At 64.7% G+C, this 21,659-nt stretch carries 22 protein-coding genes; 9 read left to right on the top strand and 13 right to left on the bottom strand.

The features are described from left to right. Positions 1 to 119 precede the first annotated feature (119 nt). On the top strand, positions 120 to 779 hold the full coding sequence (locus CA2_RS02760) for a nitroreductase (RefSeq protein WP_042412386.1): 660 nt from the start codon (positions 120 to 122) through the stop codon (positions 777 to 779). A gap of 66 nt (positions 780 to 845) precedes the next feature. Here CA2_RS02760 and CA2_RS02755 read toward each other — a convergent pair whose 3' ends face one another. The 9 genes from CA2_RS02755 to CA2_RS02715 form a co-directional block, all read right to left on the bottom strand. Further along, positions 846 to 1,181, bottom strand: coding sequence for an SMR family transporter (locus CA2_RS02755; protein ID WP_042412531.1), 336 nt, complete (start codon positions 1,179 to 1,181; stop codon positions 846 to 848). A 20-nt stretch (positions 1,182 to 1,201) separates the two neighbouring features. Further along, on the bottom strand, positions 1,202 to 2,008 hold the full coding sequence (gene map, locus CA2_RS02750) for a type I methionyl aminopeptidase (RefSeq protein WP_042412384.1): 807 nt from the start codon (positions 2,006 to 2,008) through the stop codon (positions 1,202 to 1,204). A 288-nt stretch (positions 2,009 to 2,296) separates the two neighbouring features. Further along, positions 2,297 to 3,607, bottom strand: a complete 1,311-nt coding sequence (locus CA2_RS02745) for a citrate synthase (protein WP_042412382.1) — start codon at positions 3,605 to 3,607, stop codon at positions 2,297 to 2,299. A gap of 59 nt (positions 3,608 to 3,666) precedes the next feature. Then, the gene (locus tag CA2_RS02740; protein WP_042412380.1) at positions 3,667 to 3,942 is read right to left on the bottom strand and encodes an FAD assembly factor SdhE; all 276 of its coding nucleotides are present in this window, start codon (positions 3,940 to 3,942) and stop codon (positions 3,667 to 3,669) included. Between the two features lie 3 nt (positions 3,943 to 3,945). Beyond that, on the bottom strand, positions 3,946 to 4,650 hold the full coding sequence (locus tag CA2_RS02735; protein WP_042412378.1) for a succinate dehydrogenase iron-sulfur subunit: 705 nt from the start codon (positions 4,648 to 4,650) through the stop codon (positions 3,946 to 3,948). 30 nt (positions 4,651 to 4,680) lie between these two features. Continuing rightward, positions 4,681 to 6,486, bottom strand: a complete 1,806-nt coding sequence (gene sdhA, locus CA2_RS02730) for a succinate dehydrogenase flavoprotein subunit (protein WP_042412377.1) — start codon at positions 6,484 to 6,486, stop codon at positions 4,681 to 4,683. 38 nt (positions 6,487 to 6,524) lie between these two features. Then, positions 6,525 to 6,890, bottom strand: coding sequence for a succinate dehydrogenase, hydrophobic membrane anchor protein (sdhD, locus tag CA2_RS02725; RefSeq protein ID WP_042412374.1), 366 nt, complete (start codon positions 6,888 to 6,890; stop codon positions 6,525 to 6,527). A gap of 33 nt (positions 6,891 to 6,923) precedes the next feature. Further along, positions 6,924 to 7,361 (bottom strand): succinate dehydrogenase, cytochrome b556 subunit, encoded by a 438-nt coding sequence (gene sdhC, locus CA2_RS02720; RefSeq protein WP_042412372.1) that lies wholly within the window; start codon positions 7,359 to 7,361, stop codon positions 6,924 to 6,926. A 136-nt stretch (positions 7,362 to 7,497) separates the two neighbouring features. Next, on the bottom strand, positions 7,498 to 8,292 hold the full coding sequence (locus CA2_RS02715; RefSeq protein WP_042412369.1) for a GntR family transcriptional regulator: 795 nt from the start codon (positions 8,290 to 8,292) through the stop codon (positions 7,498 to 7,500). Between the two features lie 225 nt (positions 8,293 to 8,517). On the opposite strand from CA2_RS02715, the gene CA2_RS02710 reads away from it, so the two are divergent. The 7 genes from CA2_RS02710 to CA2_RS02680 all read left to right on the top strand — a co-directional run bounded on the left by CA2_RS02710 (position 8,518) and on the right by CA2_RS02680 (position 15,923). After that, positions 8,518 to 9,504 carry a malate dehydrogenase gene (locus CA2_RS02710; RefSeq protein WP_042412365.1) on the top strand — a complete coding sequence of 329 codons (987 nt, stop codon included), beginning with the start codon at positions 8,518 to 8,520 and terminating at the stop codon, positions 9,502 to 9,504. 11 nt (positions 9,505 to 9,515) lie between these two features. Further along, positions 9,516 to 10,316: a trans-aconitate 2-methyltransferase gene (tam, locus tag CA2_RS02705; protein WP_042412363.1), complete on the top strand. Its 801-nt coding sequence runs from the start codon at positions 9,516 to 9,518 to the stop codon at positions 10,314 to 10,316. Next, positions 10,313 to 11,320, top strand: coding sequence for an HpcH/HpaI aldolase/citrate lyase family protein (locus tag CA2_RS02700; RefSeq protein WP_042412359.1), 1,008 nt, complete (start codon positions 10,313 to 10,315; stop codon positions 11,318 to 11,320). Before tam ends, CA2_RS02700 begins: the two co-directional genes overlap by 4 nt. 50 nt (positions 11,321 to 11,370) lie before the next feature. Next, positions 11,371 to 11,940 carry a hypothetical protein gene (locus CA2_RS02695; protein WP_042412358.1) on the top strand — a complete coding sequence of 190 codons (570 nt, stop codon included), beginning with the start codon at positions 11,371 to 11,373 and terminating at the stop codon, positions 11,938 to 11,940. A gap of 67 nt (positions 11,941 to 12,007) precedes the next feature. Continuing rightward, positions 12,008 to 14,599 carry a bifunctional aconitate hydratase 2/2-methylisocitrate dehydratase gene (gene acnB, locus CA2_RS02690; RefSeq protein ID WP_042412353.1) on the top strand — a complete coding sequence of 864 codons (2,592 nt, stop codon included), beginning with the start codon at positions 12,008 to 12,010 and terminating at the stop codon, positions 14,597 to 14,599. A gap of 167 nt (positions 14,600 to 14,766) precedes the next feature. Continuing rightward, positions 14,767 to 15,441 carry an ankyrin repeat domain-containing protein gene (locus CA2_RS02685; protein ID WP_081888835.1) on the top strand — a complete coding sequence of 225 codons (675 nt, stop codon included), beginning with the start codon at positions 14,767 to 14,769 and terminating at the stop codon, positions 15,439 to 15,441. Between the two features lie 2 nt (positions 15,442 to 15,443). Then, positions 15,444 to 15,923, top strand: a complete 480-nt coding sequence (locus tag CA2_RS02680) for a nucleoside deaminase (protein ID WP_042412351.1) — start codon at positions 15,444 to 15,446, stop codon at positions 15,921 to 15,923. Between the two features lie 39 nt (positions 15,924 to 15,962). On the opposite strand, the gene CA2_RS02675 is transcribed toward CA2_RS02680, so the two are convergent. Together CA2_RS02675 and CA2_RS02670 are read right to left on the bottom strand one after the other, a co-directional pair. Then, positions 15,963 to 16,349, bottom strand: coding sequence for a VOC family protein (locus tag CA2_RS02675; protein WP_042412347.1), 387 nt, complete (start codon positions 16,347 to 16,349; stop codon positions 15,963 to 15,965). 214 nt (positions 16,350 to 16,563) lie between these two features. Beyond that, entirely contained in the window at positions 16,564 to 17,202 is a 639-nt protein-coding gene (locus tag CA2_RS02670; protein ID WP_042412527.1) for a DUF5610 domain-containing protein, read from the bottom strand. A gap of 341 nt (positions 17,203 to 17,543) precedes the next feature. Here CA2_RS02670 and ccoG point away from each other — a divergent pair, with 341 nt between their 5' ends. Continuing rightward, positions 17,544 to 18,995 (top strand): cytochrome c oxidase accessory protein CcoG, encoded by a 1,452-nt coding sequence (gene ccoG, locus CA2_RS02665; protein WP_052369801.1) that lies wholly within the window; start codon positions 17,544 to 17,546, stop codon positions 18,993 to 18,995. A 13-nt stretch (positions 18,996 to 19,008) separates the two neighbouring features. Here ccoG and CA2_RS02660 read toward each other — a convergent pair whose 3' ends face one another. Both CA2_RS02660 and CA2_RS02655 read right to left on the bottom strand, forming a co-directional pair. Then, complete coding sequence (locus CA2_RS02660; protein WP_042412522.1) at positions 19,009 to 20,436, bottom strand: aminotransferase-like domain-containing protein; 1,428 nt, start codon at positions 20,434 to 20,436, stop codon at positions 19,009 to 19,011. 78 nt (positions 20,437 to 20,514) lie between these two features. Then, entirely contained in the window at positions 20,515 to 21,630 is a 1,116-nt protein-coding gene (locus CA2_RS02655; protein WP_042412344.1) for an NADH:flavin oxidoreductase/NADH oxidase, read from the bottom strand. Positions 21,631 to 21,659: the final 29 nt, after the last annotated feature.

The following is a 21,659-nucleotide window of genomic DNA, read 5'->3' as shown; positions in this document are numbered from 1 at the left end:
GTCCACCACCCCCTGAAAAAAAGCACGCCGCGCGTCACCAAGGTGGCGCCGTGCCAGGCTGTGCTCTTGTACGCTTGCCGTTTTGATTTTTCACCCCCAGAGACTGGAGACCTGAGCCCATGGACGTTTCCCAAGCCCTGCGCGAGCGCCGTTCGGTGCGTGCCTTTACCTCCCAAGTGCCTTCGGCCGAACTGGTGCAACAGCTGATGCAGGATGCGGCGCTGGCCGCCTCGGGCGGCAACATGCAGCCCTGGCGCGTGGCTGCCCTGACCGGCGATGCCCTGCAGGCCATGCTGGCCGACGTGGCCAAGACCCCGGGCGAGGAAAACCCCGCCTACCTGTCCTACCCCCCCAACCTGTGGGAGCCCTACCGCACCCGCCGCTTTGCGAATGGCGAAGACCTGTACGCCAGCATTGGTGTGCCGCGCGAGGACAAGGCCGGGCGCCTGCAGCAGCTGGCCAAGAATGCCCAGTTTTTTGGTGCCCCGGTCGGGCTGATCATGTTCACCGAAGAGCGCATGGGCCCGGTGCAGTGGATGGACCTGGGCATCTACCTGCAGTCCTTCATGCTGCGGGCGACCGAGGAAGGCCTGGCCACCTGTGCCCAGGGCTTCTGGCGCCGTTACGACGCGGTGGTCAAGCAGCACGTGGAGGTGCCCGACGGCTACCTGGTGACCTATGGCATCGCCCTGGGTTACGAGGACAAGACCGCACCCATCAACAGCATGCGAGCATCGCGTGCCGACTTTGCCGAGTGGGGCCAGCTGCGCGGCTTCTGAGCCGGGGGCTGAACATGAAAAAAGCGCTTCCTCGAAAGCGCTTTTTTCAGGGGTGAGTGGAAGGCCTCAGTGTCCGGCGGTCTTGGAAAACAGGTTGATCACCAGCACGCCGGCCAGGATCAGGCCCATGCCGATCAGGGCCGGGGCATCCAGCTTCTGGCCCAGGAATATCCAGGCAATCGCCGACACCAGCACGATGCCCGCGCCCGACCAGATGGCGTAGGCCACGCCCGTGGGGATGGTGCGCAGGGTCAGCGACAGGCACAGGAAGGCGATGCCGTAGCCCACGGCCACGATCACGCTGGGCCACAGCCGGGTGAAGCCTTCGGCGCTCTTGAGGAAGGACGTGGCCAGCACCTCGGCCACGATGGCAATGCCCAGGTAGCCGTAGCCATTGCCCAGGGAGGGGAGGCCTTCTGCGCTCACGGTGCGGGGTAGCGGCCGGTGCCTTCGGGCCAGGCGGTCAGTACGTCGTAGCCGGTGGCGGTGACCACGACCATGTGTTCCCACTGCGCGGACAGCGACTTGTCCTTGGTGACCACGGTCCAGCCGTCGTTCAGCTCCTTGGTGTCGTGCTTGCCGGCGTTGAGCATGGGCTCAATGGTGAAGATCATGCCTTCCTGCAGCGCCATGCCCTGGCCGGGGTAGCCGTAGTGCAGCACCTGGGGCTCGTCGTGGTAGATCTGGCCGATGCCGTGGCCGCAGTAGTCGCGCACCACGGAAAAACCGTCGCGGTGGGCCACGGTCTGGATGGCGTGGCCGATGTCCCCCAGCGTGGCGCCGGGCTTGACGGCGCGGATGCCGGCCACCATGGCCTCGTAGGTGGTGTCGATCAGCTGCTGCGCCTTGGGCGCCACCTGACCCACGGTGTACATGCGCGAGGTGTCGCCGAACCAGCCGTTCTTGATCAGTGCCACGTCGATGTTGACGATGTCGCCGTCCTTCAGGATCTCCTGGGCCGAGGGAATGCCGTGGCAGACCACCTCGTTGACCGAGGCGCACACCGTCTTGGGGTAGCCGTGGTAGCCGATGTTGGCGGGGATGCAGCGCAGCTCATCGACGATGAAGTCGTGGCACAGGCGGTCCAGGTGGTCGGTGCTGACGCCGGGCTGCACATGCGGGGTCAGCATTTCCAGCACGCGGGCGGCCAGCAGGCCGGCTTCGCGGGATTGGGCAATGTCAGCAGCGCCGTGGATGGGAGGGAGGCGGCGGTGGGGTCGTTTGGCCATGGAGGTAGGCCGCAGGACGGCGGCCGCAGGTGAAACACAACGGCCCACACTGTAGCGTGTTGCCGTGGCCGCCGTGCAGGCGCCCCAGGCAAGTGCCCCGGGGTGCACGGTTTTCCTGCTCTAATAAACAGAGTGGCTGGCGCTCGTGAATCCAGGGTTTGATGCTGAAAAGCACCTGAAAACCTTATTTGGAAAACGCTAAGTGCTATGAAAAAAGCCAGCAGGCGGGACGGCGTGCTGGCTTTGGCGGTGCGGATGCGCGGGCTGCCACCAGGGCAGCCCGTGGGATCAACGCTGGTTCAGAGGCTTGACGTCGCGGGCGACGGAGCCGGTGAACAGCTGGCGGGGACGACCGATCTTGTACTCGGGGTCGGCCATTTGTTCGTTCAGCTGGGCGATCCAGCCCACGGTACGGGCCAGGGCGAAGATGCCGGTGAACAGCTTCACGGGGATACCGATGGCGCGCTGCACGATACCGGAGTAGAAGTCCACGTTGGGGTAGAGCTTGCGCTGGACGAAGTAGTCGTCTTCCAGGGCAATCTTTTCTAGTTGCTTGGCCAGGGCGAACAGCGGATCCTTTTCCAGGCCCAGTTCGGCCAGGATCTCGTTGCAGGTTTCCTGCATCAGCTTGGCGCGGGGGTCGTAGTTCTTGTACACGCGGTGGCCAAAGCCCATCAGCTTGACGCCGCTGTTCTTGTCCTTGACCTGCTCCATGAACTCACCGACCTTGGCGATGCCGCCGTTGGCCTGGATGTGCTCCAGCATGTTCAGGCAGGCTTCGTTGGCGCCGCCGTGGGCAGGGCCCCACAGACAGGCCACGCCGGCGGAGATGGCGGCGAAGGGGTTGGTGCCCGACGAGCCGCACAGACGCACGGTGGAGGTGGAAGCGTTCTGCTCGTGGTCAGCGTGCAGGATGAAGATGCGGTCCAGGGCCTTTTCGACCACGGGATTGACCTTGTACTCTTCGCAAGGGTTGCCGAACATCATGCGCATGAAGTTGCCGGCGTACGACAGGTCGTTCTTGGGGTACATGTAGGGGGCGCCGATGCCGTACTTGTAAGCCATGGCGACCAGCGTGGGCATCTTGGCGATCAGGCGGATCGCGGCGATTTCACGGTGCTCAGGGTTGTTGATGTCGGTGCTGTCGTGGTAGAAGGCCGACATGCCGCCCACCAGACCGGTCAGCACGGCCATGGGGTGGGCATCGCGGCGGAAGCCACGCAGGAAGAACTGCATCTGTTCGTTGACCATCGTGTGCTGGGTCACGCGGTTCTCGAAGTCAGCCTTCTGGGATTCGTTGGGCAGTTCCCCGTACAGCAGCAGGTAGCAGGTTTCCAGGAAGTTGCAGTTCTTGGCCAGCTGCTCGATGGGGTAGCCGCGGTACAGCAGTTCGCCCTTGTCGCCATCGATGTAGGTGATGGCCGACTGGCACGCCGCCGTAGAGAGGAAGCCCGGGTCATAGGTGAACATGCCCGACTGGCCGTACAGCTTGCGGATGTCGATGACATCCGGGCCGATATTGCCCTGGTAAACCGGCAGTTCGACGCTGGGCGCGCCATTGCTGAAAGACAGCGTTGCTTTGTTGTCTGCGAGTTTCATTTCCAACTTCCTTCTCTGATCGGCCGGCTCTGGTCGGCCTTTTTTGCAAGCTGTGCTGATCAGATGGGCTTGCGCACCATCTGCAGCACTTCTCTAACTTCAGGGGTGTCCAATGCACCTTCTGGCTCTTTGCGGCGCAGGAACAGGTCCATCAGATCGTTGTCTGCCAAGTCCATCAGGGCAGACAAACCAATTGCGTGTCTCCGCGTCAATTGGTTGCCATGGGTGGCGAAAAACTTCTCGATGTAGAGATCGTTCTCGACCAGGCCGCGGCGGCTTCGCCACCGCAGCAGGTCGCGCTCCCGTTCTTCGAGGATTGCGTCCATGTCGTTCATGGATCAGATGGCGCGACGCACCATCAGCTCCTTGATCTTGCCAATGGCCTTCGTGGGGTTCAGGTGCTTGGGGCACACGTCCACGCAGTTCATGATGGTGTGGCAACGGAACAGACGGTAGGGGTCTTCCAGGTTGTCCAGGCGCTCGCCGGTGGCGGTGTCGCGGCTGTCCGCGATGAAGCGGTAGGCCTGCAGCAGACCGGCAGGGCCCACGAACTTGTCGGGGTTCCACCAGAACGAGGGGCAGCTGGTCGAGCAGCTGGCGCACAGAATGCACTCGTACAGGCCGTTTAGCTCTTCGCGCTCTTCGGGCGACTGTAGGCGTTCCTTGCTGGGCGTCGCGTAGATGTCGCTTTGCAGGTAGGGCTTGATCGAGTGGTACTGCTTAAAGAACTGCGTCATGTCCACGATCAGGTCGCGGATGACGGGCAGGCCAGGCAGGGGCTTGAGAACGATGTCGCCCTTGAGGGTGTTCATGTTCGTCAGGCAGGCCAGGCCGTTCTTGCCATTGATGTTCATGGCGTCCGAACCGCACACGCCTTCGCGGCAGGAGCGGCGGAAGGAGATGGTGGGGTCCTGGGCCTTGAGCTTGACCAGTGCGTCCAGCAGCATGCGTTCGTGGCCGTCGAGTTCGATCTCCACGGTCTGCATGTAGGGCTTGGCATCCTTATCGGGATCGTAGCGGTAGATCTTGAAAGTACGCTTCATTTGATATTTCTTTCGTGGGCTGCTGCTGGATTAGAACGTGCGGACCTTGGGTGGCACGGATTCCACGGTCAGGGGCTTGAGGTTCACAGGCTTGTACGACAGGCTGTTGGAGGCGCTGTCCCACAGGGTGTGCTTCATCCATTCCTTGTCGTTACGACCCAGTGGGCACTCGGCGTCGTCCGCAGGGCGTTCGTAGTCGTACACGGTGTGGGCACCACGGCATTCCTTGCGGGCGGCAGCGGAGGTCATGGTGGCCTGGGCCACTTCGATCAGGTTGTCCACTTCCAGCGCTTCCATGCGGGCGGTGTTCCAGACCTTGGACTTGTCCTTCAGGGTCACGGAGCCGACGCGTTCGCGGATGGCGTTGATCTTGACCGTGCCTTCGTCCATGCCCTTTTGCGTGCGGAACACGCCAGCGTGCTGCTGCATGGCGGCGCGGATGTCGCCGGCGATGTTCTGGGCGTAGGTACCTTCCTTGGATTCATCCAGCTGGTTCAGGCGGGCCAGGGTGCGGTCGGAACCGTCAGCGGGCACGGCAGCATGGTCGCCGAAGCCGTTGACGAACTGCACGATGTGCTTGCCGGCCGACTTGCCGAAGACCAGCAGGTCCAGCAGCGAGTTCGTACCCAGGCGGTTGGCGCCGTGCACCGACACGCACGAGCATTCGCCCACGGCGTACAGGCCATTCACCACGCGGTTTTGCTGGCCGTCCCAGGTCACGACCTGGCCGTTGATGTTGGTGGGGATGCCACCCATCTGGTAGTGGATGGTGGGCACCACAGGGATTGGTTCCTTGGTGATGTCCACGTTGGCGAAGTTGTGGCCGATTTCTTCCACCGAAGGCAGGCGCTTGCGGATGGTGTCGGCGCCCAGGTGGTCCAGCTTCATCAGGATGTAGTCCTTGTTGGGACCGCAGCCGCGACCTTCCTTGATTTCCTGGTCCATGGAGCGCGACACGAAGTCACGGGGTGCCAGGTCCTTCAGCGTGGGCGCGTAACGCTCCATGAAGCGTTCGCCTTCGCTATTCAAAAGAATAGCGCCTTCGCCGCGGCAGCCTTCGGTCAGCAGCACGCCAGCACCGGCCACACCGGTGGGGTGGAACTGCCAGAACTCCATGTCTTGCAGCGGGATGCCGGCGCGCGCCGCCATGCCCAGGCCGTCACCGGTGTTGATGAAGGCGTTGGTCGAGGCAGCAAAGATGCGACCGGCACCGCCGGTGGCCAGCAGCACAGCCTTGGCGTGCAGTTCGTACAGGTCGCCGGTTTCCAGTTCCAGGGCTGTCACGCCGACCACATCACCCTGGGTGTTGCGGATCAGGTCCAGGGCCATCCACTCCACGAAGAAGTTGGTCTTGGAGGCGACGTTTTGCTGGTACAGCGTGTGCAGCATGGCGTGACCGGTACGGTCAGCGGCCGCACAGGCGCGTTGCACGGGCTTTTCGCCGTAGTTGGCGGTGTGGCCGCCAAACGGACGCTGGTAGATGGTGCCATCGGGGTTGCGATCGAACGGCATGCCGAAGTGTTCGAGCTCGATCACGACGTTGGGTGCTTCACGGCACATGAACTCGATCGCGTCCTGGTCGCCCAGCCAGTCGGAGCCCTTGATGGTGTCGTAGAAGTGGTAGTGCCAGTTGTCTTCCGACATGTTGCCCAGTGACGCGGACACGCCACCCTGGGCGGCCACGGTGTGCGAACGGGTGGGGAAGACCTTGGACAGCGAGGCCACGCTCAGGCCGGCGCGGGACAGTTCCAGGGCGGCACGCAGACCGGAGCCGCCAGCGCCAACGATGACAACGTCGAACTTGCGCTTGGTGATATTTGCTTTGGAGTAGCTCATTCTTAACCTTCAATCGTGGAGGATCAGGCAGTTGCCGATCACAGACGCCACAGAACCTGGAAAGCCCAGCCGGCGCAGCCGACCAGCCAAACAATCGTGAACACCTGCAGCGTCAGGCGCAGGCCCACGGATTGGACGTAGTCCATCCACACATCACGAACACCGACCCAGACGTGCCAGACCAGCGCAATGATCACGCCAAAGGTGACGAACTTCATCCACTGGGCAGCGAAGATGCCAGCCCACAGCTCATAGCCAATCTCGCCTTGCGCGAAGATCAGTTGGGCCAGGACCACGATGGTGAACAGCACCATCAGGGCGGCGGTGACACGTTGAGCCAGCCAGTCACGAATGCCGTAGTGGGCACCGACCACGGTGCGCTTGGAGCCGTAATTCACGGACATGATGTCTTTTCCTTATCGTGAGGGTGCGGTTGCTCAGTACAGGCCAAACAGCTTGGCGCCCAGTACCACGGTCAGCCCCACGCTGATCACCAGGACGGTGAGGGCGGAGGACTTGCCGAACTCTTTGTTCACCACGTTGTGGTTCACGTCCATAAACAGGTGGCGCAGGCCGGCTGTCAGGTGGTGCAGGTAGGCCCAGATGATGACCAGCGCAACCAGCTTGATGATCCAGCCGGGAACGAAGCCGCAGCCTTCGTTGAAGACGGCCTTGAACTTGGCGAACGAAAACTCGGACGACAGCGAGGCATCGAACATCCAGATGATGAACGGCAGCAGCAAGAACATGATCACGCCGCTGATGCGGTGCAAGATCGAAACAATGCCTGCTGGGGGTAAGCGATAGGTTCGAACGTCGTTAAAAACGTTGATATTGCGGAACTCGGGCCGCTTCTTTTTTGCTAGCTCTGTCATGGCGGGGTACTTTCGTGGATGTAACTGCGTTGTAATCGCGCGGGAGCAAAAGAATCAAAATTCTATTGCAATGGCGCAGGTAGCGGGCTGTGCTGACGCGATTGTTTTTTGTTGCTGTCTCTGAAGGCGTGGTCAATCAGCTCAGGGCATTCTTGTAGTGGTGTGTGTCTGTTCTGTAGATACCGCGTCGTAACTCCATGGGGATGTCGTTGTAGGTGTATGCAATCCGCTCCACGCTGAGCAGCGGGGTGCTGGCGGGAACCTGTAGCAACTGTGCTTGGGCCTCATCGGGCAGGACCGCACGCAGCTTCTCGTCGGCGCGCACCATGCGCACCCCGAAATCACCTTCGAACATCGCGTAGGTGGGGCCTTGGTAGTTGGCCATCTGTTCGGCAGTCAGTCCTTTGAAGGGATGGCCGGGTAACCAAATGTCTTCCAAAATGGTCGGGATACCGCTGAATGCCAGGATGCGGCGCACCTGCACCACGGTGTCGCCGCTGCGCAATGCCAGCAGGCGGGCAATTTCTGCGGGGGCACGTACGCGTTTGCACTCCAGGATCGTGCGCTGGGCGCGGCCTTCGCCCTCCAGGTTGCCTACGTCCGGGTGCAGCTTCAGAAAGCGGTATTGCACCTGTTGGGCCGAGTGGGTGGCCACGAAAGTGCCTTTGCCCTGTCGGCGCATGACCAGGTTTTCTGCAGCCAGCTCGTCGATCGCTTTGCGCACCGTGCCCTGGCTGACCTTGAAGCGTGCCGCCAACTCCATCTCGCTGGGGATGAGTTCTCCGGGGCGCCATTCGCCGGCTTGCAGGCTTTGCAGAATCAGGCCTTTGATCTGCTGGTACAGCGGGCTGAAGGCTGGGGTCAGTGGGGGGGCTGTATTCGCAGTGGGCCCGGGAGCACTGTCAGCAGAAAAAGATTGCGAAGAGGACATATTGGTGGTTGGAAGGTCAGAGCCTCCGGATGCGAATTCTGGACTGCCGAGAGGTCGCTGGCTTGAGGGGTGATCATATCTTATATAAGACATAAGACAAATTGACCGGGCGACCAAATCAGGGGTACACTTGCCGACTGTTTACGGAGCACGGGCTACTGGTGACAGATGCTGGAGCGACGGTGCGCCGACAACTGTTTATTTCCGAAATCTGGAGTTTTCACCATGAGCAAGAAGCCCGTTCGTGTTGCCGTCACCGGCGCCGCAGGTCAAATTGGTTACGCCCTGTTGTTCCGTATCGCATCCGGCGAAATGCTGGGCAAGGATCAGCCCGTTATTCTGCAACTGCTCGAAATTCCTGACGAGAAGGCACAGAACGCACTGAAGGGCGTGATCATGGAGCTGGAAGACTGCGCCTTCCCGCTGCTGGCTGGTATTGAAGCACACAGCGACCCCCTGCAAGCCTTCAAGGATACCGACTATGCCCTGCTGGTGGGTGCTCGCCCCCGCGGCCCCGGCATGGAGCGCGCCGATCTGCTGGCTGCCAACGCCCAGATCTTCACCGCCCAAGGCAAGGCCCTGAACGCCGTGGCTTCGCGCAACGTCAAGGTGCTGGTGGTCGGTAACCCCGCCAACACCAACGCCTACATCGCCATGAAGTCGGCACCCGATCTGCCAGCGAAGAACTTCACCGCCATGCTGCGCCTGGACCACAACCGCGCGGCTTCCCAACTGGCTGCCAAGGCCGGTTTCAAGGTGGGCGACATCAAGAAACTGACCGTGTGGGGCAACCACTCGCCCACCATGTACGCCGACTACCGCTTCGCCACCGTGGATGGCAAGTCCGTCAAGGACACCATCAACGACCAGGACTGGAACGCCAACGTGTTCCTGCCCACCGTGGGCAAGCGCGGCGCTGCCATCATCAACGCCCGTGGCCTGTCTTCGGCTGCTTCGGCTGCCAACGCTGCCATCGACCACATGCGCGACTGGGCGCTGGGCTCGAACGGTGAGTGGGTGACGATGGGTGTGCCCTCCAACGGCGAATACGGCATTCCTGCCGGCATCGTATTCGGCTTCCCTGTGACCACTGAAAATGGCGAGTACAAGATTGTCGAAGGCCTGGCCATCGATGCCTTCTCGCAAGAGTGCATCAACAAGACCCTGGCTGAACTGCAGGGCGAGCAGGACGGCGTCAAGCACCTGCTGTAATCCGCTGGCCTATGCTCGACTGGAACCCCGCGCTCTACCTGCGCTTCGCCTCGGAGCGCACGCGCCCTGCGGCTGAGTTGCTGGCGCGGGTGCCGCTTGACCCTGCCCAGGTTCGCCACGTGGTGGACCTGGGCTGTGGCCCCGGCAATTCCACCGAGCTGCTGGCGCAGCGCTTTGTCCATGCCCAGGTGCTGGGTGTGGACAATTCCCCGGCTATGCTGGCCACGGCCCGGCAACAACTGCCGCAGGTCCGGTTCGAGCTGGGTGACATCGCCACCTGGGCTCCTCAGGCAGGCACGCCGGCTCCGGACCTGATTTTTGCCAACGCTTCGCTGCAATGGGTGTCTGCCCATGAGGTGCTGATCCCCCGGTTGCTGTCGCTGCTGGCGCCAGGTGGTGTCCTGGCCATCCAGATGCCCGACAACCACCAGCAGCCCTCGCACCGACTGATGCGCGAAATCGCACAGCTGCCGCAGTTCGCCAGCCACATCGGGCAGGTCGAACGTTTGCGCACTGAGATTCTCCCGATCGGGACTTACTACGATTTGCTGGCCGCCCCTGGGGTGCAGTCGGCCGCGGTGGATGTGTGGCACACCATCTACCAGCACCCCATGGCATCGCCTGCCGCCATCGTGCAATGGTTGCGCAGCACCGGTCTGAAACCATTTGTCGAAGGCTTGCCTGCTGGATTGCAGGCCGACTTCGTGCAGGCCTATGAACACCGTGTGGATGCCGCCTATCCCGCACGTGCCGACGGCCAGCGTTTGCTGGCTTTCCCCCGTCTTTTCCTGGTTGCCCAGCGTAGCGCATGACCACCACTACCACCGCCCATCCTGCCGAGGTGCTGCTGGACGCCCAGGCGGCCGGCGCCTTGCACCTGCCGGTGTGCGACCACTACAGCGGGGTGGAAGAGCGCATGCGCAAAAGCCTGCAGCTGCAGGCCCAGATGCTGCAGGAGTTCGGCACCTGCGTCTTTGATGTGACGCTGGATTGCGAGGACGGCGCATCGGTGGGGCAGGAGCAGGCACACGCCCAGTTGGTTGCTCAACTGGCGCGCGGGGCGGTGGCTGGCGCCCGGGTGGCTGCCCGGGTGCATGCGGTGGACCACCCGGCCTTTGTGCAGGACATGGACATCATCGCCGGCGAGGCTGGGGCCCACCTGTGCCACATCATGCTGCCCAAGGTGGAGAGCGTGGAGGACGTGCTCAAGGCTGAAAAAGCCCTGCAACGCGCGACAGGCGTGCGTGTGCCGCTCCATGTTTTGATTGAATCGCCCGCAGCCGTGCACCGTGCTTTCGAGATCGCTGCCCATCCGGCGGTGCAGAGCATCTCTTTCGGCCTGATGGATTTTGTCTCCGCGCACGGTGGCGCCATCCCTGCCAGTGCCATGGGGGTGCGCGGCCAGTTCGAGCACCCGCTGGTCGTGCGGGCCAAGCTGGAAATCGCCGCGGCCTGCCATGCCTTTGGCAAAGTGCCCTCGCACTGCGTGGTGACCGAATTCAAGGACACGGCCGCTTTGCAGGCCGCCGCCACGCAGGCCAGCCAGAGCCTGGGCTACACCCGCATGTGGAGCATCCATCCGGCGCAGATCCGTCCGATTCTGGCGGCTTTCGCCCCGGCCATGGCCCAGGTGCAGGAAGCCTCCACCATCCTGGTGGCCGCCGCCGCCCAGCACTGGGCGCCGATCAGCCACGAGGGCGTCTTGCACGACCGTGCAAGTTACCGTTATTACTGGCAGTTGCTGGAGCGTGCACACCGCACCGCCATGCCGCTGCCGCAAGAAGCGCGACAATGGTTCGTTACAGAGGCAGCATGAGCATGCCTTGGTGTTCAACGAACCTATTTTTTGGAATTGCAGGAGTCCGCATGAAACATTTGATTGCCTCCATTGTGCTGATCGCTCCCGCACTGGCGATGGCTGCCACCCCCGACACGGCGGCGCAGAAATCGGCCAAGGCCACCACCCCGGTCAAGAAGACCGCGGCCGTGAAGAAAACCACGCCACCCTCCACCGCGCGCAAGGTCGCCGGGGCAGGGGCGGCCGCCGCAGCCGCCTCGGCGGCGGTGCTGGCGCCCCGTGCACTCAATGCCGACGAGCTGGCACTGGCCGACCGCGTGCACACCGGCAACATTGCCTGTGAGCTGGGCCAGCACGTGAATGTGTCCAAGGACGCCCAGAACCCTGGCCACTTCATGGTCAGCGGCAAGGGTTTCAACTTCCACATGTCCCCCGTGGGGACCAGCACCGGCGTGGTGCGTCTGGAAGACCAGAAGGCCGGCGCCGTGTGGCTGCAGATCGCGAACAAATCCATGCTCATGAACCAAAAGGCCGGCCAGCGGCTGGCGGACGAATGCATGAGCCCCGAACAGCTTCAGGTGGCCGAGGCCATCAAGAAGAGCCCGCCCCCCAGCCTGCTGGACGCACCGAGCAAGTAATCCCTTGCCAGGACCAAAGCGCTGTCAAACGCTGCCCTACTCTTAGAAAACCAATGGAGAGAGAACCATGTTGAAAGCCTACCGTGACCATGTGGCCGAGCGCGCCGCACTGGGCATTCCTCCGCTGCCCCTCGATGCCAAGCAAGTGGCTGAACTGATCGAACTGATCAAGAACCCTCCTGCGGGCGAAGATGCCTTCCTGCTGGACCTGCTGACCCACCGCGTGCCACCCGGCGTGGACGATGCCGCCAAGGTCAAGGCGTCTTTCCTGGCCGCCGTGGCCCACGGTGACCTGAAGGTGGGCCTGATCTCCAAGGCCAAGGCCACCGAGCTGCTGGGCACCATGGTGGGCGGCTACAACGTGCACCCCCTGATCGAGCTGCTGGACGACGCCGAAGTGGCGGGCGTGGCCGCCGATGCGTTGAAGAAGACGCTGCTGATGTTCGACTTCTTCAACGACGTCGCCACCAAGGCCAAGGCCGGCAACGCCAAGGCCAAGGAAGTGATGCAGAGCTGGGCCGATGCCGAGTGGTTCACTTCGCGTCCCAAGGTCCAGGAAAAGATCACCGTCACCGTGTTCAAGGTGCCCGGCGAAACCAACACCGACGACCTGTCGCCCGCGCCCGATGCCTGGAGCCGTCCCGACATCCCGCTGCACTACCTCGCCATGCTGAAGAACACCCGTCCCGACGCGGCCTTCAAGCCCGAGGAAGACGGCAAGCGTGGTCCCATGCAGTTCATCGAAGACCTGAAGAAGAAGGGCCACCTCGTGGCCTACGTGGGTGACGTGGTGGGTACCGGTTCTTCGCGCAAGTCGGCGACCAATTCCGTGATCTGGGCCACCGGCCAGGACATCCCCTTTGTGCCCAACAAGCGCTTTGGTGGCGTGACCCTGGGCGGCAAGATCGCCCCCATCTTCTTCAACACCCAGGAAGACTCGGGCTCGCTGCCGATCGAGGTCGACGTGTCCAAGCTGGAAATGGGCGACGTCATCGACGTGCTGCCCTACGACGGCAAGCTGCTCAAGAACGGTGAAACCGTTGCCGAGTTCGCCTTGAAGAGCGACGTGCTGCTGGACGAAGTGCAAGCCGGTGGCCGTATCAACCTGATCATCGGCCGTTCGCTGACCGCCAAGGCCCGTGAATTCCTGGGTCTGCCTGCCTCGACCGCGTTCCGTCTGCCCTCGGCACCGGCCGCGTCCAACGCCGGCTTCACCCTGGCGCAGAAGATGGTCGGCCGTGCCGTCGGCCTGCCCGAAGGCCAGGGCGTGCGCCCCGGTACCTACTGCGAGCCCCGCATGACCACCGTGGGTTCGCAAGACACCACCGGCCCCATGACCCGCGACGAGCTGAAGGACCTGGCCTGCCTGGGCTTCTCGGCCGACCTGGTGATGCAGTCCTTCTGCCACACGGCTGCCTACCCCAAGCCCGTGGACGTGAAGACCCACCGCGAACTGCCTGCTTTCATCTCCAACCGCGGTGGCGTGGCCCTGCGTCCTGGCGACGGCGTGATCCACAGCTGGCTCAACCGCCTGCTGCTGCCCGACACCGTCGGCACCGGTGGTGACTCGCACACCCGCTTCCCCATCGGCATTTCCTTCCCCGCCGGCTCCGGTCTGGTGGCCTTCGGTGCCGCCACGGGCGTGATGCCCCTGGACATGCCCGAATCCGTGCTGGTGCGCTTCAAGGGCACCATGCAACCTGGCGTGACCCTGCGTGACCTGGTGCATGCGATCCCGCTGTACGCCATCAAGGCCGGTCTGCTGACCGTGGCCAAGGCCGGCAAGAAGAACATCTTCTCCGGCAAGATCCTGGAAATCGAAGGTCTGCCCGACCTGAAGGTGGAGCAGGCGTTCGAGCTGTCCGACGCGTCGGCCGAGCGTTCCGCCGCCGGTTGCACGATCAAGCTGAATCCCGAGCCGATCAAGGAATACCTGACCTCGAACATCGTTCTGATGAAGAACATGATCGCCGACGGTTACCAGGACGCCAAGACCCTGCAGCGCCGCATCGAGAAGGTCGAAGCCTGGCTGGCCAAGCCCGACCTGCTGGAAGCCGACAAGGACGCCGAGTACGCCGCCGTGATCGAGATCGATCTGGCCGACATCAAGGAACCCATCGTCTGCTGCCCCAACGATCCCGATGACGCCAAGTTCCTGTCCGAAGTGGCCGGCACCAAGATCGATGAAGCCTTCATCGGTTCGTGCATGACCAACATCGGTCACTTCCGCGCAGCGGCCAAGTTGCTGGGCGGCCAGCGCGACATCCCCGTCAAGCTGTGGGTGGCACCGCCCACCAAGATGGACCAGAGCGAGCTGATCAAGGAAGGTCACTACGCCGCGTTCGGCACCGCCGGTGCGCGCACCGAAATGCCCGGCTGCTCGCTGTGCATGGGCAACCAGGCGCAAGTGCGCGAAGGTGCGACCGTGATCTCCACGTCCACCCGCAACTTCCCCAACCGTCTGGGCAAGAACACCAACGTGTTCCTGGGCTCGGCCGAGCTGTCCGCGATTGCTTCGCGCCTGGGTTACCTGCCTTCCAAGGACGAGTACCTGAAGGAAATGGGCGTGATCGATGCCGACAAGGCATCGGTCTACCGCTACATGAACTTCGACCAGATCGAAGAGTACGCTGAAGTGGCCAAGGGCGTGAACGCCTAAGTCGTTCCGGCTGCAAGTCAAGGCCTGCTGCGCATCGCGCGGCAGGCTTTTTTTATGCAGGCCGTGGGCAGGGCCCACTATGTTGCGGGGGACCAGGACGTTGACGGCGCAGCCGCGCTGGGGGCGTTAGCATCGGTGCTCGAAGATCGTTGGACACAAGGAGCCGCATGTTGCGAACAATCCGTTGGCTGGTGGGGATGGTCCTGTGCGCCAGCGTTGTGGCGCCCGGGCTGGCGGCCGAACCCTGCACCCAGGCCGCGCCGCTGTTTGCGGCGGTCACGGCCAACCATCCGGCCGAGATCCGGCGCCTGCTGGACTGCGGCGCGCCGCTGGAGGCGCGCAATACCGCCGGTCAGACCCCACTGCTGGTGGCCACCCATCACAACCATGTGGCCGCCGCCCGGGGCTTGATCGAGGCCGGTGCCGATGTCAATGCCAAGGACCAGATCCAGGACAGCCCCTACCTGTACGCCGGGGCCCGGGGCCATCTGGACATCCTGCAGATGACGCTGGCGCACGGCGCGGACGTGCGCAGCCTGAACCGCTACCAGGGCACGGCGCTGATTCCGGCGGCAGAGCGTGGCCATGTGGAAGCCGTGCGCCTGCTGATCCAGGCGGGTGTGGATGTGAACCACGTGAACCGCCTGGGCTGGACCGCGCTGATCGAGGCCGTGGTGCTGGGCCAGGGCGGCGAGCGCCACCAGCAGGTGGTGCAGGCGCTGGTGGATGCCGGGGCCGACGTGAACCTGCCCGATGCCCAGGGCCGCACGCCCCTGGCCTTGGCCCAGGCCCATGGATACCCAGAGATTGCCCGCATTTTGCGTCGGGCAGGAGCACATTGAAGATGACAGTGACACACGACGACACACAGTTTTTGCGCGAAGCCATTGCGCTGGCGTATGCCAATGCCGAGCAGGGCGGGCGCCCATTCGGGGCCGTGGTGGTCAAGCAGGGCGTGGTGATCGCCTCGGCCGTCAACGAGATCCTGCGCAGCAACGATCCCACGGACCATGCGGAAATGCTGGCCATCCGCCGGGCCAGCCAGCACCTGGCCTCGCCGAACCTGCAGCACTGTGTGGTGTATGCCAGTGGCCACCCCTGTCCGATGTGCCTGGCGGCCATGCGGATGGCGGGTGTCAGCCAGGTGGTGTTTGCCCATTCGAATGCGGATGCCGCACCGTTTGGCCTGTCCACAGCGGCGATCTACGAAGAACTGGCCAAGCCGTTTGCCCAGCAGTCGATGGTCATCCGCCATGTGCCCGTACGGCTGACCGAGCGGCCCGGCCTGTACGCCGACTGGAAGCAGCGGCAGACGCCGCACTGAGGCCGGGGCTTGTAGCGCCCACGTCCTAGGCGCCAGGCCCTAGCGCATCGAGTGCAGACCGATCAGGTTTTCGTCCGGGTCGGTGATCAGGGCGATGAAGCCGTAGGGGCCGATCGGCATCTTGTCGCGCACCACGGTGCCGCCCTGGGCGACCGCGCGACCGGCTTCGATGGCGCAGTCCTCGCAACTGAAATAAATCAGCGTGCCGCCATTGCCGGACGGCGCTCCCGGCATGCGGACCAGGGCGCCGGCCGCCCCCCCGGCCTCGGGCTGCATGGGAAAGGCCCACATCTCCATGTCGTTGCCGTCGGCGCCGGGTGGGGCCAGGGCTTCCAGCGTGCGCGACAGCACGTTTTCATAGAACGCCTTGGCACGGTCCATGTCCTGCACATAGATTTCGAACCATCCAACGGGATTGCGTGTCATGGCAGACCTCCTGGGGGGATGCAGCGGGGGCGTGGCACGGGGCCACCGTGTGTCCCGATTGTCGAAGTCTGGCCCGCCAGGGATGCAGGACGGTGGCTTTTCTTCCAGCAGGCGCACGCGTTGTGGATTAAAAACCATAGCTGACTGCGTAGGTACAGTCTGGGATTTGTGCCATTTTGTGCACCCACCTCAATCCTGCATGTTCGCCCTGGACTCAGGTGGCGGCGGCCGGCCCTGGCGCGTCAGATGGGACGTCGGCAGGGGCGCTGGGTGCGGCATCCCCGCGCAGCGCGCCCAGCTTGGCCTGCAGCCAGTCGTCATAGCCCTTGTGCACCAGCTCGTAGGTCTGGGCAATGCCGGCCGCCACCGGGCTGTCCGCACCCAGCACGCCCAGGCTGTTCAAGATGTCTTCCGCCTCCTGGTAGCCCTGCTCGAAACCGCCGCGGATCAGCTCCACAAAATCCTGGGCCACCTCGGCCAGCGCCTTGTCGGGGTAGCGGGCCGCATAGGCGTCGAACATGGCGGTGGACAGGCCCACGATGCGGCCTGCCGTGGCCTGCGCGCTGTGGTCCTGGCCCATGGCGTTCTGGATGGCGTCGGGGCCCAGTTCGGGCGCCAGCTCCTGGTTGATGGCGTCCACCGCCGTGCGGTACAGCAGGGCCAGGCTGTCGTTGCCGGTCTGCAGGCTGACCTGCAGCGAGGCTTCCAGGATCTGCGCATTGCGCAGGTTCTGCTGGCCCTGGCTGCTGGCGGTGGCGGTTTTCTGCGCCTCGTCCAGCGGCGTGCTCTTGGCGGGCACGGCCGTGTCGGGGGAAGCGGAAGCGGGGGCGGGGAGGGGGGGGACGTTCAGCATGGTGCTCTCCAGAGGCAACACAGGCCGACAGGGCCTTATCTGGCATGTCGGCAATTTGGCGGTGTTCTGAAGTGCCATTGGTCGAGATGGCGGGTTTTGCTGAAAAAAGGAAGCGGTTGGCGCTGGATGGATAAGCTTTTCAGGGTCTAAAGAGATCGAGTACCCCATCTGTTCTGCAGTGGCAGCTCACTTTTTGCTGAACTGATATGGTGATGCTTGGATGGAGTGCATCTGATTCGGTCTTTTTGCCCCCAATCTGATGCTTTTGTTCCAGGGACGGCGCGCGCACAGTCGTTGCTGAGCGCAGCCAGGCGGTACTGGCTGGCCTGCCCATTCCCGCTATGTCCCACGAAAACTCCTCTCCGCAACCCGGCGGCACACCGCCGCCCCGCAAGACCATCCCCATCCAGGCCGCGCCGCATGCCGTGCCGTTCTACGAGCCGCGCACCAAGATCCAGCCGCGTTCCATCCAGGGCCTGTTCTCCCGCTGGCGCTGGGCCCTGGTGTGGGCCACGCAGCTGTTCTTTTATGTCGTGCCCTGGCTGCAAATCCATGGGCGCCAGGCCCTGCTGTTCGATCTGGAGCAGCGGCGTTTCTACGTCTTCGGCTGGCTGCTGTACCCGCAGGACTTCATCTACCTGACGGCGCTGCTCATCGTCAGCGCCCTGGCGCTGTTCCTGTTCACCACCGTGGCCGGACGGCTGTGGTGCGGCTTCAGCTGCCCACAGACGGTGTACACCGAGATCTTCATGTGGATCGAGCGCCGTCTGGAGGGCGACCGCAGTGCGCGCCTGCGCCTGGACGGCAGTGGCTGGACGCTGGAGAAAACGGCCCGGCGTGGCGGCAAGCACCTGCTGTGGTTGCTGCTGTCGCTGTGGACGGGCTTCACCTTCGTGGGCTACTTCGTGCCCATCCGCGACCTGGCGGTGCAGGTGATGGCGCTGCAGGGGGCGTGGCAGATCTTCTGGATCGCCTTCTACGCCCTGGCCACCTACGGCAATGCCGGCTTCCTGCGCGAGCAGGTGTGCAAGTACATGTGCCCGTATGCGCGCTTCCAGAGCGCCATGTTCGACAAGGACACGCTGGTCGTCACCTACGACGCCGCGCGCGGCGAAGGCCGTGGTCCGCGGGCCAAGGGCGTGGATGCGCGCGCCCTTGGCCTGGGCGACTGCATCGACTGCAAGCTGTGCGTGCAGGTCTGCCCCGTGGGCATCGACATCCGTGATGGCCTGCAGTACGAATGCATCGGCTGCGGCCTGTGCATCGACGCCTGCAACGGCGTGATGGACAAGATGCACTATGCGCGCGGCCTGGTGCGGCTGAGCACGCAAAGCGCCCTGGCCCAGGGCTGGAGCCGTGCGCAGATGCTGCGCCGCGTGTTCCGCCCGCGCGTGCTGCTGTACGGCGCGGGGCTGCTGGCCATCACCGTGGCCATGGTCACCAGCCTGTCTGTGCGCGTGCCGCTGAAGGTGGACGTGGTGCGCGACCGCGGCACCCTGTCGCGCATCGTGGCCGGCGGCATGGTGGAGAACATCTACCGCGTGCAGATCGGCAATGCCACGGAAGTGCCACAGCACTATGTGCTGTCGGCCGCGGGCCTGGACGGGCTGCGCGTGGCGTCAGACACCGCGGTGGTGCTGGGTGCAGCCGAAGACCGCTGGGTGGTCATCCGCCTGCAGGCGCCGTATGGGGCGGCGGCGGGCGGCTCGCACCCGGTGGCGATCGAGGTGCGCGCCCAGGCCGACCCGGCCATCCAGGTGGCCGCGCCGACCACCTTCCTGGTGCCACGCTGAGCCGCAGCGCCACTCAGCCCGCGCCCTGCTGCATGCGGTGGCACCAACTGCCCAGCTGCTGCAGGACCTGGTCGGTGCGGGCGTCCCACAGCAGGCCGTAATTCAGGCGGATGCAGCGGCCAAAGCGCTGGCTGGCCGAAAACACCGGCCCCGGCGCCAGGCTGATGCCTGCGGACAGGGCCTGCTGGTGCAGCTGCAGGGCGTCGCAGCCGGGCGGCAGCTCGATCCACATGAAATAGCCGCCTTCGGGGCGCGTGGCGCGCGTGCCAGGTGGAAAGTGGCGGGCGATGGCCTGCGTCATCGCATCGCGCTGCGTGGCCAGGGTGTGGCGCAGCTGGCGCAGGTGCTTGTCGAAACCCACGCCTTCCAGGTAACGCGCCAGCGCGGCCTGGGCCGGGGCGTTGGTGCTGAGCGAGGTGGCCAGCTTCTGCCGTGCCACGGCCTGGGTGAAGCGCCCCGCCGCCGCCCAGCCCACGCGCCAGGCCGGCGCCAGGCATTTGGAGAACGAGCTGCAGTGCAGCACCCAGCCTTCGCGGTCGTAGGCCTTCACGGGCAGGGGGCGGCGGGCGGAGAAGTACAGCTCGCCATACACATCGTCTTCGATCAACGGGACCTGGTGGCGCGCCAGCAGCGCACACAGGGCCTGCTTGTGGGCCGTGGGCACCAGGCTGCCCAGCGGGTTGTGGAAGTTGCTCATCAGCCAGATGGCCTGCGGGCGGTGGCTGGTGATGGCGGCTTTCAACGCCGGCAGGTCGATGCCGTCGCGCGGGTGGGTGGGCACTTCCACCGCCTTCAGGCCCAGGCGCTCCAGCGCCTGCAGGGCGCCGTAGAAACACGGCGACTCCACCACCACGGTGCCGCCGGGTTGGGTGACCGCCGACAGGCACAGGTTCAGCGCCTCCAGGGCGCCGTTGGTGATGACCACATCGTCCATGTGCAGCGGCATGCCATCGGCCAGGTAGCGGCGGGCGATGTGGCGGCGCAGGCCGCTGTGGCCGGTGCTCAGGTCATCAAGCAGGGCCTGCGGCTGGGCCTGGCGTGCGCAGGCGGCCAGCGACTGCGCCAGCTTGTTCCACGGGAAGTGCTGGGGCGCGGGAAAGGCGCTGCCCAGGCCCACCGTGCCCGGCTGGAAGCTGGCTTGCAGGATGGAGAACACGCGCTCGCTGACATCCACCGTCAGCGAGGCCGGGGGCGGCAGCCGGGCGATCTCGGGCTCCGGCGGCGGGTGGTGGGCGCCCGAGGCCACGTAGTAGCCGGAACGCTCGCGCGCACGGATCAGCCCGCGCGCCTCCAGCAGGTAGTAGGCCTGGAACACCGTGGACGGGCTGACGCCGCGTGCGGCGCAGCAGCTGCGCACCGAGGGCAGCTTGTCGCCCGGCTGCAGCACGCCCGCGTGGATGGACTGGGCGATGTCGGCGGCCAGGGTGGCGTAGCGCGTCAGGCTGGGGGAAGAGGCAGGTTCGGTGGACACAGCCACCCAGTGTAGGGGCTGTGCAGCGCCAGACTGCCCCGCCCCGGATTAGGCCGTGGCCGCGCTTTGCAGCAGGCCCTTGGCGCCATGCGGCTCGCAGCGCAGGTACTGCGGGGCGGCCGCCACCTGGGCGCCCAGCTGGCGGGCGGCCTCCCAGGGCCAGCGCGGGTTGTAGAGCATGGCGCGGGCCACGCCGATGGCATCGGCCTGGCCGGCATCTAGGATGGCCTGGGCCTGCTGCGCGTCGGTGATCAGGCCCACGGCAATCACGGGCATGGCCCCCTGCAGGTGGCGGCGCAGGCCGTCGGCCAGCGGCACCTGGTAGCCCGGGCCGATGGGGATCTGCTGCGCCGGGTGCAGGGCGGCGCTGGAGACATGCAGGAAGGCGCAGCCGCGCGCTGCCAGGGCCTGGGCCAGCTGGGTGCTTTGCGCCAGGTCCCAGCCGCCGTCCACCCAGTCGGTGGCGGAGATGCGCACGCCCAGCGGGAAGCCCGCCGGCAGGGCCGCCTGGATGGCGTCGAACACCTCCAGCGTCAGGCGCATGCGGTTGTCCAGGCTGCCTCCATAGGCGTCGTCGCGCAGGTTGGACAGGGGCGACAGGAACTGGTGCAGCAGATAGCCATGGGCGGCGTGCAGCTCCAGCGCATCCAGTCCCAGGCTGTGCGCGCGCAGGGCGGCATCGACGAAGGCCTGCGTGATCTGCGCGATGTCTGCCAGCGTGGCGCTGGCCGGCACCGGGTCGGTGGGCAGGAAGCCCTGGGCGCTGGCGCTGATCGTGGGCCAGGCCTCGGGGTGGTCGGCGGGCAGGGCGCCACCACCTTCCCAGGGGCGGCGGCTGCTGGCCTTGCGGCCAGCGTGGGCCAGCTGCATGCAGACGGGCATGGGGCTGTGGCGGCGGATGTGCGCCAGCACCGGGCGCAGCGCCTGCACCTGGGCATCGTTCCACAGGCCCAGGTCGTGGGCGCTGATGCGGCCTCGCGCCTCGACGGCGGTGGCTTCCAGGATCAGCAGGCCGGCGCCGGACTGGGCCAGCTGGCCGTAGTGCATCAGGTGCCAGCTGGTGGCACAGCCTTCCTCGGCCGAGTACATGCACATCGGGGGAATGACGATGCGGTTGGCCAGTTCCAGCGAACCGAATCGGATGGGGGAGAACAAAGCGGGCATGGTGGGCGCGTCCCTTCACAGCAAATCTT

The sequence above is a fragment of the Comamonas aquatica NBRC 14918 genome, assembly GCF_000739875.1.
Lineage (GTDB): Bacteria > Pseudomonadota > Gammaproteobacteria > Burkholderiales > Burkholderiaceae_C > Comamonas > Comamonas aquatica.
Note: the sequence above shows the minus strand (reverse complement) of the source record. Positions and strands in the feature narration are given on the sequence as shown.

Excerpts from the sequence above, each read along its gene's own strand:
- CA2_RS02760 (WP_042412386.1), top strand. The coding sequence starts at position 120 with ATGGACGTTTCCCAAGCCCTGCGCGAGCGCCGTTCGGTGCGTGCCTTT.
- map (WP_042412384.1), bottom strand. The coding sequence starts at position 2,008 with ATGGCCAAACGACCCCACCGCCGCCTCCCTCCCATCCACGGCGCTGCT.
- CA2_RS02745 (WP_042412382.1), bottom strand. The coding sequence starts at position 3,607 with ATGAAACTCGCAGACAACAAAGCAACGCTGTCTTTCAGCAATGGCGCG.
- CA2_RS02740 (WP_042412380.1), bottom strand. The coding sequence starts at position 3,942 with ATGAACGACATGGACGCAATCCTCGAAGAACGGGAGCGCGACCTGCTG.
- CA2_RS02735 (WP_042412378.1), bottom strand. The coding sequence starts at position 4,650 with ATGAAGCGTACTTTCAAGATCTACCGCTACGATCCCGATAAGGATGCC.
- sdhA (WP_042412377.1), bottom strand. The coding sequence starts at position 6,486 with ATGAGCTACTCCAAAGCAAATATCACCAAGCGCAAGTTCGACGTTGTC.
- sdhD (WP_042412374.1), bottom strand. The coding sequence starts at position 6,890 with ATGTCCGTGAATTACGGCTCCAAGCGCACCGTGGTCGGTGCCCACTAC.
- sdhC (WP_042412372.1), bottom strand. The coding sequence starts at position 7,361 with ATGACAGAGCTAGCAAAAAAGAAGCGGCCCGAGTTCCGCAATATCAAC.
- CA2_RS02715 (WP_042412369.1), bottom strand. The coding sequence starts at position 8,292 with ATGTCCTCTTCGCAATCTTTTTCTGCTGACAGTGCTCCCGGGCCCACT.
- CA2_RS02710 (WP_042412365.1), top strand. The coding sequence starts at position 8,518 with ATGAGCAAGAAGCCCGTTCGTGTTGCCGTCACCGGCGCCGCAGGTCAA.
- tam (WP_042412363.1), top strand. The coding sequence starts at position 9,516 with ATGCTCGACTGGAACCCCGCGCTCTACCTGCGCTTCGCCTCGGAGCGC.
- CA2_RS02700 (WP_042412359.1), top strand. The coding sequence starts at position 10,313 with ATGACCACCACTACCACCGCCCATCCTGCCGAGGTGCTGCTGGACGCC.
- CA2_RS02695 (WP_042412358.1), top strand. The coding sequence starts at position 11,371 with ATGAAACATTTGATTGCCTCCATTGTGCTGATCGCTCCCGCACTGGCG.
- acnB (WP_042412353.1), top strand. The coding sequence starts at position 12,008 with ATGTTGAAAGCCTACCGTGACCATGTGGCCGAGCGCGCCGCACTGGGC.
- CA2_RS02685 (WP_081888835.1), top strand. The coding sequence starts at position 14,767 with ATGTTGCGAACAATCCGTTGGCTGGTGGGGATGGTCCTGTGCGCCAGC.
- CA2_RS02680 (WP_042412351.1), top strand. The coding sequence starts at position 15,444 with ATGACAGTGACACACGACGACACACAGTTTTTGCGCGAAGCCATTGCG.
- CA2_RS02675 (WP_042412347.1), bottom strand. The coding sequence starts at position 16,349 with ATGACACGCAATCCCGTTGGATGGTTCGAAATCTATGTGCAGGACATG.
- CA2_RS02670 (WP_042412527.1), bottom strand. The coding sequence starts at position 17,202 with ATGCTGAACGTCCCCCCCCTCCCCGCCCCCGCTTCCGCTTCCCCCGAC.
- ccoG (WP_052369801.1), top strand. The coding sequence starts at position 17,544 with ATGTCCCACGAAAACTCCTCTCCGCAACCCGGCGGCACACCGCCGCCC.
- CA2_RS02655 (WP_042412344.1), bottom strand. The coding sequence starts at position 21,630 with ATGCCCGCTTTGTTCTCCCCCATCCGATTCGGTTCGCTGGAACTGGCC.